The following is a 15665-nucleotide window of genomic DNA, read 5'->3' as shown; positions in this document are numbered from 1 at the left end:
GAAAAGTCAAAGTAGGTACAAGCAAGGCGTTAGTAAAGCGGGTATTCATTTTAGGCCGTCTAGAGTGCATGTTAAGTTTTTGTGGCTAGCAGCTGCATGTACTAAATGAGCCAAAATTTAGGAGATTATATAATGGATAAAAAATGGTTGTTACCATCGTTATTGGCATCGAGTAGCCTTTTTTTGGTTGCTTGTGGGGGCGGAAGTGGAAGTGATACCGATCCGCAGCCTGGTGATAACACAGGAACTAAAGGTTCAATAAAAGTCATTGTGCAGGGTTTACCAGCTGGTGCAGATGCGGACTTAACGCTAACAGGCCCTGCTAGCTATAGCGAAGATATTACAAGTACGACAACTCTAAATGCTTTAGCAAATGGGGAGTATAAATTAACGGCTACTTCTCGCTCTGTGAATCAAGCACTCTATCAGCCAAATGAAAACTCGGTTACTGTCGATTTGAGTGGTAATGAAGAAGAAACCATCACCATTACCTACCGTACATCAGTAAGTGCACAGGGAACGGTAACTGGATTTGGCAGTGTGTACGTAAATGGTGTGCGTTATGAGACGACGCCAGATCAGCAAGCCAATCTTAAAGTGGGTATGCAGGTAAATCTGCAAGGTAAGCAAGGCGCAGATGGTGATTTTGCATTAGCTGACTCCATTAGCTATGACGCAACCGCTAAAGGTGTGGTTACGGCAGTCGACTACGCCAAACAAATAATCACTGTTTTGGGTCAAGAATTTAGTGTTGATAAACGTACGAAATTAGAGGTAGCTTTCACAGAAGTAACCACAGGTGATTTCGTGGAGATCAGTGCGTTGCATCAAGGGCAGGGTCAGTATGTTGCTACCCGCATCGATGTGGAAGAACAAAATGGCGAGTTTGAGGTTGAAGGCAGGGTTTCTGAACTAAACCTTGATGCCAAGACATTTAAATTAGGCGCGCTTATTGTTGACTACAGTCAAGCAACAGCGGTTGAAGGCACAATAGAAAATGATGCAATAGTAGAAGTAGAAGCATCAAACTTACCTGTAGAAGGCGTTTTACTTGCTGATAGCGTCGAAGTTGAAAGCGCCAATTCAGCGCCTTCGGGAGCTGTGGCTAAATTCGAAGGAATAGTAACGCAAGTCAGTGACGATGCTTTTGCAATTGGCGGCCATACTTTTACATTGAGCGATGAGACTGACTATAAGAAAGGCTACGATGACGACTTACAAGTCGGTATGCGTGTATTTGTGCTTGCAGTTGCAACTGAAGAAGGTTTAATCGCCAAAAAAGTACGCTTTGATAAGCACTCTGAAATCGAATTAACCGGTGTCATTGACGCAATTGATCTTGAAGCACAAACACTAACGGTATTTGGTAGCAATTATTTTGTAGATAACTATACCCAATTTGAAGATGAGTCAGATGCTGAGGACAAAGAATTAAAACTCGAGAAGCTTAATATTGGCGATGTCGTTGAAATCGAAGCTTTTGGCTTTGAAAGTGCTTATGTCGTGAGAGACTTAGAGCGCATCTCTGCGAGTGATTTTAATGATCAGCAAGAGCATGAAGTTGAAGGAAAAGTTACTGCTGTGAATGCAGCTGAGCAGACAATCACTGTTGGTAAACTGGTCTTTGCTATCAATGGAGCAACCGAACTTGAGCTTGAGAGTGATGTTGATCTAACGGTATTTTTTGAACAAGTGGCAGCAGGTGATATCGCGGAAGTTGACTATGTGATCCAAGGTGATGCACTTATTGCCACGAAAGTTGAGGTTGACGACAAAGACGACGACTTTGATGACCGAACTTTTGAATTATCAGGTAAAGTTTCGGACTTTAACCCTGTCGATGCAACTTTTAGCCTCAATGGTAAAACCGTGTTTTTTGATGAAAACACCGAGTTTAAAAACGGCATATTTGTTAATGACGACTTCGTTGAAGTCAAAGCGATTCAGCGTGCCGACGGCTCAGTTTTTGCGCTTAAAATTGAAATCGAATCTGAAGACGGCATTGAGCTTGAAGTTGAAGGTGACGTCACCAACTTTGTCTCAGCGTCTGAGTTTATGGTGAATGGCATTTCAATTACCACGGATAACAATACTGAGTTTAAAGATGGAAGCAGTGAAAACTTAGCTAATGGCGTCTCTGTTGAGGTCGAAGGGGTGTTAACCCAAGATAACGTACTATTGGCTAAGAAAGTTGAATTTGATGATGACGATGCCGAAGAAGTAGAGATTGCGGGGGTTATTGAAGACTTAGTTAAGGACTCTCCGTTTGATTATCAGTTCAATCTCGGCGCGCAGCGTGTTCAAGTTACCGCAAACACAGAGTTTAAGCATGGTAATTTTGAAAAACTAGATAATGGTTTAGAAGTGGAAGTCGAAGGATACACCATAGATGGCGTGACAGTGGTTGCTAAAGAGCTGAAGTTTCAAGCAATAAAGTACGTAGAAGTTGAGGGGGTAATCACGCAAGTTGATTCAGCAACCATGTTTTATGTGCTAGGCCAAAAAATTAAAGTGTCTGAGCAAACTCAGTTTGAAGATGGTAGTCAGTCTGATATTGCAACGGGTAAAAACGTTGAAGTGGAGGGCTATTTAGTAACCGAGGATGGTGAAACTTATATTCAAGCAGAAAAAGTAGAGTTCGAAGACTAAGTATTACTAAATGTTAAGTAAGCAATTAAAGCCTCCAATGTGGGGGCTTTTTTGTATATTTGTCACTTTAAAGTTAATTCACTTCTCCTGACTTAGTACCGTCATATTTCTAGCACCTAACTGCCATAAAATCTTAGCTTTCCTGACTTTTTTACCTCGTATAGTGACACCCGCCACGTAAAACGCAACGGTTTATACAGACACGCTGTGCTTCTAGGTTCAGCTTCTATGAAGTGGAATAAGAAGAGACGTGATTTGGTATTACTGAAATAACTAAAAGCATGCGCACGGGTATGCAAACAAAGTAAAGAAAGGACTTATGAAAACAAAACTACTTCCAATCGCACTACTGTGCGGTGCCACAAGCATTATTACTGGTTGCTCAGATTCAGATAACGATGTTGATATAAATGTGCCAAAAGGGCCTGATATTCCAAAAGAGGGCACTGCGGTATCTTTACGTTTACTAGAAACCACAGATTTGCATGCAAACGTATTGAACTACAACTACTTTTCAGACAAACAAGATGACAAAGTGGGTCTCGTGAAAACCGCAGCGTTAATCCATCAAGCGCGAAGCCAAGTTAAAAACTCCATGTTGGTAGATAATGGCGACTTGATCCAAGGTAGTCCGCTTGGCGACTATATGGCGAAAATCAAAAACCTCAAAGAAGGTGAAGTTCACCCTGTTTATAAGGCCATGAACACACTAGAGTACGATGTCGCAAACATTGGTAATCATGAGTTTAACTTTGGTCTAGCATTTTTAGAAGAAGCAATCGACGACGCGAACTTTCCCTATATTAGTGCAAACGTATTTAAGGTTGATGGTGACGAAGATGAAACAAATGATGTGCCATTATTTAAGCCTTACCTAATTCAAGAAAAGCAATTCTTTGATGAGAATGACAAGCTTCAGGTGATTAAAGTTGGCTTCATCGGGTTTGTTCCACCGCAAATCATGCAATGGGATAAGGCCAACCTTGAAGGTAAAGTGATCGCCAAAGACATCGTAAAAATGGCAAAACACTACGTACCTAAGATGAAATCTGAAGGCGCGGATATTGTCGTTGCTATTCCGCACTCAGGCCTTGATGTATCTGCCGATAAGCCAATGGCTGAAAACGCATCTTATGCCTTATCTAAGGTGGATGATATAGATGCCATTATGTTTGGTCACGCGCATGCAAACTTCCCAGGTTCGGGTTACGCAGACTTAGCGGCCCATGGTGTTGATAACGACAAAGGCACAATCAATGGTGTTGCGGCTGTAATGCCAGGTTTTTGGGGAAATCATCTTGGTGTGATTGACCTAGATATTCAATTTAAATCAGGTAAATGGGTGGTGGTTGACTCAAAGTCGACGCTGAAAGCTATTTATGAAACGGATGAAAATCGTAACACGGTATCATTGGTGGAGAGCGATGCCGCAATTGAAGCGGCGGTACATCGTGAGCATGCTGAAACTCGCGCATGGGTGAATGAGCCTTTTGCTAAAATCACCAACACAGTGAACAGCTATTTTGCATTAGTGAATGACGATCCATCAATCCAAATCGTGACTGACGCACAAGCATGGTATACGGCAAAAATCGTACAAGGTACCGAGCTTGACGGATTACCTATTTTGTCTGCGGGTGCGCCTTTTAGAGCTGGGCGTGGCGGGCCTGATGACTTTACCGCAATACCTGCAGGTGATATTGCCTATCGCAACGTTGCGGATATGTATATTTATCCTAACGTACTTAAAGTGCTAAAGCTCAAAGGCAGCGAAGTGCGCGAATGGCTTGAAATGTCAGCAGGACAGTTCAATCAAATCACACCAAATACTGAGGGCGTTCAAGCGCTGATCAATCCAGACTTTCCTTCATATAACTATGATGTCCTTGATGGCGTAACGTATCAAATCGATATCACCGAGCCCGCACGCTACGCGGCAAACGGTGAAAAAGTGTCAAACGGTAACCGCATTAAGGCATTAAAGTATCAAGGTGAGTTGGTGAAGGATGACCAAGTGTTCTTGGTTGCAACGAATAACTATCGTGCATCTGGTGGCGGTAATTTCCCAAATATTAAGGGAGATAAAATCGTTGTTGACTCACCAAATGAGAACCGTCAGGTCGTTGCTGACTATATTACTTTTGTTAGCGACCAAAATGGTGCTGCAGGACTTGATCCATCTGCAGATATGAACTGGTCATTTGTACCTGTGGTTGGCGCGAATATTGAGTTCTTTAGTTCAACCAGTGCGGATGCTGAAACCTATAGTCAGCAATTTAATCATATCTTGCCAACGGGTAAGACGAATGACAAAGGATTCGCGTTATACCAATTAGACTTAACGCAGCCTCTAAACTAAATCCGCATGTCAAAAAGTAGGCGAGGGGTTGAGAGCTCGCCTACTTATTTTTCTGCTATAGCGGCTATCCCATGGCAATTCCAACTTTCTTCCCCTATTACGCAGCACATTTTGTGTAGCTCAACTTGTTTAGATAGTAATGATTGCTATTTGTGTTAATGTGATGACATTTTAGCGACTTAATCTTGCATAAAATGGAAGCTAATTTATCTCTGTATAAGTAGCAAGATAGAGATTTAAGACACACTAAGCTAAGTAAAAATCAATACGTATCATTGACGGTCTACGTGTTGAATGAAATAGGTATTACAATTGGAACGAACGACATGAAATGCGCATTAATATTACTCTCCCTGTTATCTTTTAATCTCTATGCTGCAGCGGTCAACGTTGTGGTCACTGATGTAAAGCAACAACAGCTTGAACGAACATTGTCTTTAACGGGCTCAATTAGTGCAGCACAACACGCACAAGTGTCAAGTTTAACCGATGGTGTAGTAACTAAGATTTCAGCTGAAGCCGGTGATATTGTTGAAGCAAATGCTGTACTTTTAAGTCTCGATGCAGCTCTAGTAAAAGCTGAGCTGAAAAGTGTAGAAGCCGCACTTGAGCGCGCCAAGGTCGATCGCAACAATGCGATAAGGTTGGTAAAAGAAGCGCAGTCTCTATCGCAGCAAAAATTATTTGCGCAAACTGAGCTTGCTGACAGACAGGCTAAGTTACAAGTATCAGAAGCCTCTCTTCTAGAAGCACAAGCTAATATCGCATATCAGCGAGAACTTGTTAACCGCCATCAATTAAAAGCGCCTTTTACGGGGGTGATAGCAAGGCGCACAGTTAATTTAGGTGAGTGGGTGACTCGTGGACAAACGGTGTTTGAATTAGTGAGTAGCGATACCCTATGGCTCGATTTGCAAGTACCACAAGAATACTTTCAACTTATTAACCTCGGCCGTGTCGTTAATTTTAGTGTTGCAAGCGCGCCAAGCGTGCAGCATCAAGCTCATGTATTGGCAAAGCTTCCGGTCGTCGATAAAACCAGTCGCTCGTTTCTATTAAGATTGGCAATCCCAAAAGATGCACAGTTGCGTGTGGGCGCATCGGCTACGGCAAAACTGCCGCTAATACGAGCACAAGATCAAAGCGTGATTATTCCTAGCGATGCGATTTTACGTCATCCCGATGGTGGGTTTAGTGTCTTTGTGGCCGTTGACGGTCAAGCAAAGCGGTTAAACGTTCAAATTGGTGAGCGAATTAATGGTCATATTGAAGTTTTATCCGGCTTAGAGATAGGGCAACAAGTGGTGGTTGAAGGCAATGAGTTATTGCAAGAAGGCCAGGCATTAAACATTGTACCGGGTTTATAGGAGCGGGTGATGTTAAAAGCCAGTGTAAATCATGCCATTTTAGTTGCTGTCACAGTATTGATCTGTTCGATATTGGGTATTGTTGCCGCATTTAAAATACCGGTGCAAATGATCCCAGATCTTGAAGTAAGAACCATCACTGTGGTGACTAATTGGCCCGGTGCCACGCCACAAGATGTCGAGAAAGAGATACTGATTGAGCAAGAAAGGTATCTTCGCTCACTTGCGAATCTAAAGCGCATGTCTAGTTATGCAAATACAGGTGAGGCTGAGATAGAGCTTGAGTTTCCATTTGGTGTCGACGTCAACGAAGCGCTCATAAACGTGAGCAACGCGTTATCTCAAGTGCCAAACTACCCTGAAAACGTCGACCAGCCGGTATTATACAGCAGCGCGTTTTCGAGCAATGCCTTTATGTTTTTTAATTTAAAGCCGCAACCGGGAAACCCACTCAACCTTGATATCGATATGCTTCGCGATTACGCCGAAGACTTTATCCGTCCAGAAATGGAGAGAGTCAGTGGAGTATCTCAGGTTGGTGTGCGCGGTGGTGCACTCTATCAGGTGCAAATTTTGGTAGATCAAGAACAATTGGCGAGTCGTGGAATTAGCTTAGTTGACGTTAGAAATGCAATACGCAGTCGCAACCAAGATGCCTCTGCCGGCGATATAGACAGTGGTAAACGACGTTATTTGCTGCGTATGGTCGGCCGCTTTGAGTCAGCTAAAGCGCTAGAAGAGCTGGTAGTCAGTCACCGTGCAGGTATCACAATTAAGCTCAAAGACATCGCACAGGTAAAGCTTGATCATTATGAAGTGCGCGATATTGCTTATAACAATGGCGAACGAACATTAATGCTCTCGGTAAGACGAGAAAGCGGCTCAAACGTGATAGCGATTAAAGAAGAAATGATGGAGGTGGTGGCTCGCATCAATCGTGATATGCTCGCAAGTAATGGATTGCAACTGACGCTATTGAGCGATGATGTTCGTTACGTTAAAGGATCTGTTGAAAATGTTTGGACTAATTTAGCACTGGGTGCGGTGCTTGCGACTCTGGTGATGTTTTGGTTTTTAAAGAGCCCACGCTCGACCTTTATTGGTGTGATGGGCGTACCAATTTGTACCATCGCGGCATTTTTGGGTCTGTTGCTATTTGACAGAACGATCAACGTGATTTCCCTCGCCGGCGTTGCGTTCGCTATTGGCATGACGGTTGATAACACTATCGTTGTACTTGAAAACATAGAGCAAGCCAGACGCCGAGGTCTCGACAAACTTCAAGCAGCTATTACCGGTGTTCAAGAGGTATGGCCTGCGGTGCTCGCTTCAACCCTGACCACAGTGTTGGTATTCGCACCCATATTGTTTATTCAGCAAGAAGCCGGACAGCTTTATTCCGATGTCGCAATAGCGATTTCAGCTGCAATCATCGCTTCTATGTTGGTTGCCTTGTTTGTGGTACCTGCGGCAAATGCAAATTTTGCCTGTAAGGAGATCTCTAGTGGCATGTTGTCCACGCCTAAACTGCCAACGTTTATTCCGGCGATGTTATCAAGTCCGCGAGCTCGCATCGTGTGTATTGTATTGGGCAGTATATTGTTACTCGGTGGTGCATGGTTATTTATGCCTAAAGCTGAATATTTGCCTGAGGGAGAGGAGCCAAAAGCTTTCTCTATGATGATAGCGCCACCGGGCTATAACCTCAGCCATATGCAAAAGATCGGCGATGAACTACTTCCTTATTTAAACAAGCACTTGGAAAATGATGACAGCGATTTTGTATCGGGTAAAACGTCATTGCCACCTTTAAAGTATTATTCGATGTCTGTTGGTGTTGGCAGTATTTGGCTATTGAGTGAACCATATAACAGTGATCATATCGATGAAATGATGGAGGCAATCACGACCAAGTTTAGAGGCTACCCGGGAATGCGTGCATTCTCGTCTAGAGGCTCGATTATCTCAAGTAATGATGGCGGTTCAAGAGCGGTAGCATTGGATATTAGCGGTACAGATCAAACGGCGCTCTATCGGGCGGCAGATGCAGTGTATCGGTTAGCGGGAGAGGTCTTTGATAATCCACAAGTGGATTCAGCACCGTCTTCTCTGACACTCGACCAACCACTAATAGAGATTCAACCAAGGTGGCAACGGTTGGCTGAAGTGGGTATGAGTGCTGAAGAACTCGGCTATACGGTTGCAGCCCTGAGTGACGGCGCTTATGTTGATGAGTTGATCTTAAACGATGACAAAGTAGACGTCTTTTTATTTTCTGAGTCGGGTAATCAGCAAAGTCTTTCGCAATTAGCGCAATCTCCGGTTGTCACGAAAGCTGGGCTGATCCCGCTAAGCGCTTTGGCCGACCTACGAGAAAAAGCAGACAGTGATAGTTTGCGTCGAGTTGATGGTCGAAGAACCGTGACTGTATATATTATTCCACCAAAAAATGTCGCGCTAGAGGAAGCGCAGGAATTAGTAAGAACCGATTTATTACCGCAGCTTCAAAGGCAGGGCGATCTGCTCCCTGGTGTTAATGTAAGTATCGGTGGTGCTGCCGATCAGTTAGACAAAACTAAAGAAGCACTGGGCAGTAACTTTATCGTTGCATTAGCGCTGTGTTACTTATTACTTGTTGCAATCTTCAAGCATTGGGGCTATCCGCTATTTATTATGGCAACAGTGCCGCTTGGCATGGCAGGGGGATTACTTGGACTAATTGCGATTAATGGTATTGGTAGCATAACAGGCACCTTCCACCAGCCTTTTGATATGATCACTATGCTTGGCTTTTTAATCTTGTTAGGGACGGTGGTTAATAACCCTATTCTGATAGTGGATCAAAGCCGCAGAAATCTTGAGAGTACCGCGATGAGTGTATACGACGCGGTGATCTCAGCACTACAAACGCGATTAAAACCGATTGTGATGTCAACGATGACAACCCTATGTGGTCTTGCGCCATTAGTGTTTATTCCAGGAGAAGGATCTGAGCTTTATCGAGGCGTTGGCATGATAGTGCTTTGTGGTATTGCCATGGCAACTATCGTCACGCTCACCATTTTACCCGCGTTATTAGTCTGTTTTTTAAAACGACCAGTAGAAAGCTCAGTGAGCAAACTCTAACCACATATTAGTCACAATGTGGATGTTATGTATGAATGCCTTGCTTGAACGTTTCTGTTCAGCAGGGCATTTTTAATTGCTAAGTGCCATGAAAGCTTGAAATTTACGCTCTTTGCCCACAAAGAAATAAGATGTGTACAGGTTTACATGGCAAATAGAGCACAACATGACAAATAACATACGCTCTGCAATTATCGCGGAGGGCGGAGGTCAAAAAGGCATTTTTACAGCGGGCGTGCTTGATGCTTTTCTTGAGAAAAAATTTACGCCTTTTGATTTAAAAGTCGGTGTTTCAGCGGGCGCACAAAATCTCGCGGCTTACTGCGCTCGCGCAAGCCAATATGCGCAAACCGCTATCGAATCCCTGACAACAGAGCAGCAGTTTTTCCGTCCTGCCCGATTTTTTACCGGTGGGAACGTTATTGACTTGGACTGGTATTTTCAACAAGTAGAGCACAGTGGCAAAGTACGGTTTCCTACCGAGCCTAACTATCTCACACCTGAGAGCAATTTTTATGCGGTTGCAAGTCACCTCGACTCGCTTGAACCACATTATTTGCATACCTGGCACGATAATATGTTTACCCATTTAAAGGCTTCTAGTGCAATCCCTTTTTTATATCGTCCAGGCGTTAAAGTTGCAGGTCACGGTATGATGGATGGTGGCGTGGCCGACCCCTTACCTGTACGCTGGGCACACAGTCAAGGGGCAAAGACGATTTGGGTGATCAGAACCATAGAGGCACATGACGACGGCAAAATGCCAGTGCTTGAGCGCTTAAAGCCAATCATGCGGCGGGTTAATCAATCTCCTCGAATGTTCGAAATGTATCATCACTATCAAAGCCGCTATGCCGATGCGGTTAACTTTATGAATTCACCACCTGAGGATGTTAACGTCATTCAAATAGCGCCCAGTAGACCATTGGAATCCATGATTTTAGGCTCAAGCCCTGAAACCTTAAAATCTGATTATAAATTGGGATTTGAACTGGGATTAAAAGCAGTAGATAAATGGCGTGATATGCTTGAAGTAAGTGTAATGTAACAAGCAAGTCTCAGGTTGAGACTTGCTTGTTATTTGCTTGTGCTTAAGACTTGCGAATTGAAATAGAAGTCGCTTCGATATCAATTCGGCCATCTTTGAATAAACCACCGATGGCTTTTTTAAAGTTAGCTTTAGAGGTAGAGAAAGTACGCTTGATGGCGTCAGGATCTGACTTATCGCCCAGCGGTAAATAACCGCCACTTTCTTCGAGCTTGCTATAAATGATTTCCGCAAGGTCTTTTACTTTACCAATACCTGGCTTTTCTAACACGATATCAATCTTATCTTCGTCATGAACCGCTTTTACAAAGCCTTTCATGCGCTGACCGATATACATGCGCTTAAATACATCATTGAAAAAGACCAATCCAAAATGTTTTTCATTGACGATCACTTTGTAGCCAAGATCGGTTTTTGCCGCGACGATTAGGTCTACTTCTTCGAACTTTTCGTACTCGGCTTTTGATTTACCTAAAAACTTACCCAGCGCACTAGAGGCACAAATGCGTTTACTGGCGTTATCGAGATACAACTTCACTAAATAGCTGTAACCATCGCGCATTTTTGGTTTTTGTTCATTGTATGGGGCAAGCACGTCTTTATCTATGCCCAAATCCATAAAAGCACCAACCTTATTGATCTCTTTTACGCGAAGCAGGGCAAATTCGCCGACTTGTGCAAGTGGCTTTTTGGTTGTTGCCGTTGCGTGTCCCAAGTTATCTAAATAGATAAATACTTCGACAGAATCCCCTTCTTCGGTATGCTTTGGCACTTCTGTTCGAGGAAGAAACACATCACCAAGCTCACCACCGTTTAAATAAGCGCCTTCCGCGGTAAGCTCTTCAATGGTTAACATTTTGATTTGACCTAACATGGTTATTCCTCGTCAGTTTGTGGTTTTGGTTTACGACGCATCGGCATAGTACCGTCAATATCAATCGGTGGCGGGACCACTTTTCTCGGTTGTGATTTTTTCACCGGCTTTTTCTTAGGTTTACTTGTTTGCTTTGGTGTAGACGCAGCAGGGCGATTTTTACTCTGCTGTGGTTTTTGCTTAAGTCCTTTGAATTTACCAACAAGACCAGAGACTTCTTCAAAACGTAGTGGCTCATCAAGGTAGTTTTTGATTGCCACATAGCTATCCCAATCTTTAGGGCCAACAAATGAAATCGCAGTGCCTTTAAACCCAGCACGTCCTGTACGACCGATACGGTGGACATATTCTTCTGCCTGCTTAGGCAAGTCAAAATTCATAACATGGGTAACGGAGAGCAAATCGAGACCACGAGAGGCAACGTCTGTGGTAACCAGCACTTTATAGATCCCACGGCTGAAGCTTTCCATAATGTCTAACCGCTTATTTTGTGGCATATCGCCCGACAACGATACCGCTTTAATCGACATCTCATTTAGCAGTTTGCTTAATCGGTCTGTGTCGCCACGGGTTGCGGTAAAGATAATGCACTGTCCTACGTCATCCTGTGTGATGAAGTGTTTAAGCAGTGCTTCTTTATGATCTAAATGATCGGCAAAATAGAGCGCTTGCTTAATGTCTTCATGCTGCTGATGGGCATTGCTCAACATAATGCGCTTTGGCGATTTAAGTAATTGACGTGACGAAGCTTCTACTTGTGTATGATCTAGCGTAGCTGAAAATAGCAGCGTTTGTCTTTGGCGGTGATCTGCAGAGTCATTAATGACGTCTAACTGTTTTTCAAAGCCAAGGTCAAACATACGATCTGCTTCATCAAAAATAAGCAGCTCAAGACCACCTAAAAATAATGAGCGATTTTCAACGTGATCGGCAATACGACCAGGAGTACCCACCACAAAATGTGGGTCGCGGCGTAGCGCTTTTACCTGATCATTGTAGTTTTCACCACCCAAAATCTTACAGACTTGAATATTAGTGCCAGCACACAGTGCACGACACTCAGAGAACACTTGAGTCGCGAGTTCACGAGTTGGGGCTACGATAACAACGCGAGGATCGCGTTTGCTTAGCGCTTTTTGTTTCATTACACGCTGTACGGCAGGCAGCAAGAAGGCTAGGGTTTTGCCAGAGCCTGTTTTAGACTGCGCAAAAACATCGTGGCCAGCTAGAGCCGTTGGGATGGCATGCGCTTGGATCTCGGTCGGTTCCGTGATCCCTTGGTGAGCCAGTTGTTGTTCTAGGCGCGTATCTATCCCAAGTTCAGTGAATCTCAAGTCAATTTCTCCAAGTCTTGAATTTTAAAAACACGAGATTATACCAAAGCATAGACGCTATCGGATATAGAATTTGTGTTTTTTGCATTTTAATCAAAAATCCGTAAAATACGCGCCTCAGCGCCGGGTTTGCGACTCGGTTTTCGTGCTTTACACATCGTCATGCTTAATGTGTAAGCTAATCAAAGCTTAAATCTAGGAAAATACAATGTCAGAACAATACGTTGTTTGTGCTATGTACAAGTTTGTCTCTTTACCTAACTATCAAGAGATAAGACAGCCACTTCACGATGTGATGGAAGCGAATGAAGTTCGCGGTACGTTATTACTTGCAGAAGAAGGTATCAATGGTACCGTTGCCGGTAAACGTGAAGGCATTGACGCGCTACTGGCATGGTTATACAAACAACCAGGCCTTGATAACATCGTTTATAAAGAGTCGTTCGATGAAACTTGCCCTTTCTACCGCACTAAAGTAAAGCTTAAGAAAGAAATCGTGACCATGGGTGTACAAGGTATAGACCCAAAAGAAGTGGTTGGTACGTACGTAAAACCACAAGATTGGAATGCATTGATTTCAGACCCTGACGTTGTACTCGTTGATACGCGTAACGACTATGAAATCGAGATCGGTACGTTCAAAAATGCCATCGATCCTAAAACCAAGACTTTCCGTGAATTCCCTGAGTGGGCGCAAAATAACTTAAACCCAGAAAAACACAAAAAAGTGGCGATGTTCTGTACTGGCGGGATCCGCTGTGAAAAATCAACAGCGTATATGAAAGAGCAAGGCTTCGAAGAGGTTTACCACTTGGAAGGCGGTATTCTTAAATACTTGGAAGATGTGCCAAAAGAAGAAACCATGTGGGAAGGTGAGTGCTTTGTCTTTGATAACCGTGTTGCTGTTGATCATGACTTGAACAAAGGGTCTTATGATCAATGCCATGCTTGCCGTATGCCAATCACGGAAGCAGAGAAGCAACTTGAAGAATATATGGAAGGGGTGTCTTGTCACCACTGCCATAAAGACCTAACAGAAGAGCAAATTGCACGATTTGCTGAGCGTCAAAAGCAAATTGAGCTGGCTAAACAACGCGGCGAAGGTCATATCGGCCATGAAGCACAGGATGCTATTCGTAAGCGCAAAGAAGAAAAGCTAGCGCAAAAAGAAGCGCAACGTCAAAAGCGCTAAAGGCGCATTGTACTAAGAATACATAATAAAGGGACCGGTTGGTCCCTTTTCTCTGCCAAACCTTTCACTGCCAGCTGTTTGCGCAAGCGCCATTTGCTTTGCAAACTTTTCATATTAAGTGTGTAGCCTTTTCTAATTCCCGTTTTCAAATTCTTCGAAATCTAATTCTGCAATTAAATTAATTCATAATAATCAATGGGATATTCATTATTCTCAGATTGGTGCCTTCCTTGCTTATTCAAAGGCTATCGTTGTAAATCTACAAATTGATTTACGCCGTTAAACTTTTCGAAGGAGCTTTATGATGTCAAACACGGTAACCACAATTAATCCTGCGACAGAGCAACCCGTTAACGAATATACTTTAATGGGTTTGGATGAGGCGCAAAAGGCGGTGGACTTAGCCAATGACTGTTATTCATTTTGGAAGAAAACCACATTCACGCAAAGAGCGCAAAAGCTAAACAGGCTTGCTGATTTAATTGAGCAAAATAAATCCAAGTTAGTTTCACTGATGACCGAGGAAATGGGCAAAGTGACGGAGCAGGGTGAACAGGAAGTTTCCTTGTGTGCTGAAATTTGCCGATATACCGCCGAGCATGGCGAAAAAGAATTACAGGATGAGCATCGGGTATTTGAGCAGGGACATGCCATTATCACTTATCAACCAATAGGCGTGATCTTAGGAATACAACCTTGGAACTTTCCACTTTATCAGGTTATCAGATACAGTGTTTCAAACGTGATGGCGGGCAATACCACGGTCATGAAACATGCCTCAAATGTATTTGGTATGGCTAAATTAATTGAAGAGTTGTATTTAGAGGCAGGCTTTCCAAAAGGTTGCTACCAGTCACTATTAATTGACGGCGAGACAGCAAGCGAGTTGATAAAAAACCCACATATTCGCGGTGTTACATTTACCGGAAGCGATAAAGTAGGTAAACAAGTTGCCAAACAAGCTGCTGAGCTTTCTAAAAAAACTGTCCTAGAGCTTGGCAGTAACGATGCCTTTGTGGTGCTGGCAGATGCTGATATTAACAAAGCGGTGTCGGCGTGTATTCAAGGTCGTATTGTCAACAACGGTGAAACCTGTGTTGCCGCGAAGCGCTTTATTATCGTTGATGAGATTTATGATCAATTTAGAGAGGCTTTTGTGGCTGGCTTTAAGCAGCTTAAGGTGGGAGATCCTACCGCAGCAGACACCGACTTAGGGCCTATGGCGCGCAAAGACTTACGTGATGAATTACACCAACAAGTTGAAGCGTCCGTTGAGGCTGGAGCGACTTGTACGCTCGGTGGAGAAATTCCGAAACAACAAGGCTTTTATTATCCAGTCACCATTTTGGAAGACGTTAAACCCGGTATGCCAGCTTATGATGATGAATTGTTTGGCCCTGTGGCGTCGCTAATTCGTGTGAATGATGAGGCTGAGGCAATGATGGTAGCCAATGATTCACGCTATGGTTTAGGTGGCGGCATTTTTTCAGAAGACACCCAACGTGCAACAGAACTCGCTATTAAGGAGTTTGACACTGGCATGGTGAATATTAATGGCTATTCGCTGGCACAACCAAATTTGCCGTTTGGTGGTGTTAAAGACAGTGGCTATGGTAGAGAGCATGGTGGCTTTGGGATAAAAGAGTTTGTTAACGTGAAAACCGTAATGGTCGCAAGCGCTGAATAACGCAAACCGATCCTAGTTTTTATGCTGGA

The 15665-nt window shown here is 43.5% G+C and carries 9 protein-coding genes; 7 read left to right on the top strand and 2 right to left on the bottom strand.

Annotated elements, in window-relative coordinates; all coding sequences use genetic code 11:
- Nucleotides 1-132 precede the first annotated feature (132 nt).
- From DRB05_RS18035 to DRB05_RS18015, 5 genes are all read left to right on the top strand, one after another.
- Entirely contained in the window at nucleotides 133-2649 is a 2517-nt protein-coding gene (locus DRB05_RS18035) for a DUF5666 domain-containing protein (protein WP_128728157.1), read from the top strand.
- A 319-nt stretch (nucleotides 2650-2968) separates the two neighbouring features.
- Nucleotides 2969-5008: a bifunctional 2',3'-cyclic-nucleotide 2'-phosphodiesterase/3'-nucleotidase gene (locus tag DRB05_RS18030; protein WP_128728156.1), complete on the top strand. Its 2040-nt coding sequence runs from the start codon at nucleotides 2969-2971 to the stop codon at nucleotides 5006-5008.
- A 326-nt stretch (nucleotides 5009-5334) separates the two neighbouring features.
- Complete coding sequence (locus tag DRB05_RS18025) at nucleotides 5335-6375, top strand: efflux RND transporter periplasmic adaptor subunit (protein ID WP_128728155.1); 1041 nt, start codon at nucleotides 5335-5337, stop codon at nucleotides 6373-6375.
- Nucleotides 6376-6384: 9 nt separating this feature from the next.
- Nucleotides 6385-9501: an efflux RND transporter permease subunit gene (locus DRB05_RS18020; protein ID WP_128728154.1), complete on the top strand. Its 3117-nt coding sequence runs from the start codon at nucleotides 6385-6387 to the stop codon at nucleotides 9499-9501.
- 166 nt (nucleotides 9502-9667) lie between these two features.
- A complete protein-coding gene (locus tag DRB05_RS18015) occupies nucleotides 9668-10549 on the top strand; it encodes a patatin family protein (protein ID WP_128728153.1) in 882 nt (293 codons plus the stop codon).
- A gap of 43 nt (nucleotides 10550-10592) precedes the next feature.
- Here DRB05_RS18015 and DRB05_RS18010 read toward each other — a convergent pair whose 3' ends face one another.
- Complete coding sequence (locus DRB05_RS18010; RefSeq protein ID WP_128728152.1) at nucleotides 10593-11423, bottom strand: S1-like domain-containing RNA-binding protein; 831 nt, start codon at nucleotides 11421-11423, stop codon at nucleotides 10593-10595.
- Nucleotides 11424-11425: 2 nt separating this feature from the next.
- Nucleotides 11426-12757 (bottom strand): DEAD/DEAH box helicase, encoded by a 1332-nt coding sequence (locus DRB05_RS18005; protein ID WP_128728151.1) that lies wholly within the window; start codon nucleotides 12755-12757, stop codon nucleotides 11426-11428.
- A gap of 208 nt (nucleotides 12758-12965) precedes the next feature.
- Between DRB05_RS18005 and DRB05_RS18000 the strand changes: the two genes are divergently transcribed.
- The gene (locus tag DRB05_RS18000; protein WP_128728150.1) at nucleotides 12966-13949 is read left to right on the top strand and encodes a rhodanese-related sulfurtransferase; all 984 of its coding nucleotides are present in this window, start codon (nucleotides 12966-12968) and stop codon (nucleotides 13947-13949) included.
- 304 nt (nucleotides 13950-14253) lie between these two features.
- Nucleotides 14254-15636 (top strand): NAD-dependent succinate-semialdehyde dehydrogenase, encoded by a 1383-nt coding sequence (locus tag DRB05_RS17995; protein WP_128728399.1) that lies wholly within the window; start codon nucleotides 14254-14256, stop codon nucleotides 15634-15636.
- Nucleotides 15637-15665: the final 29 nt, after the last annotated feature.

Source organism: Pseudoalteromonas sp. A757, assembly GCF_004103285.1.
Taxonomy (GTDB): Bacteria; Pseudomonadota; Gammaproteobacteria; order Enterobacterales; family Alteromonadaceae; genus Pseudoalteromonas; species Pseudoalteromonas galatheae.
Note: the sequence above shows the minus strand (reverse complement) of the source record. Positions and strands in the feature narration are given on the sequence as shown.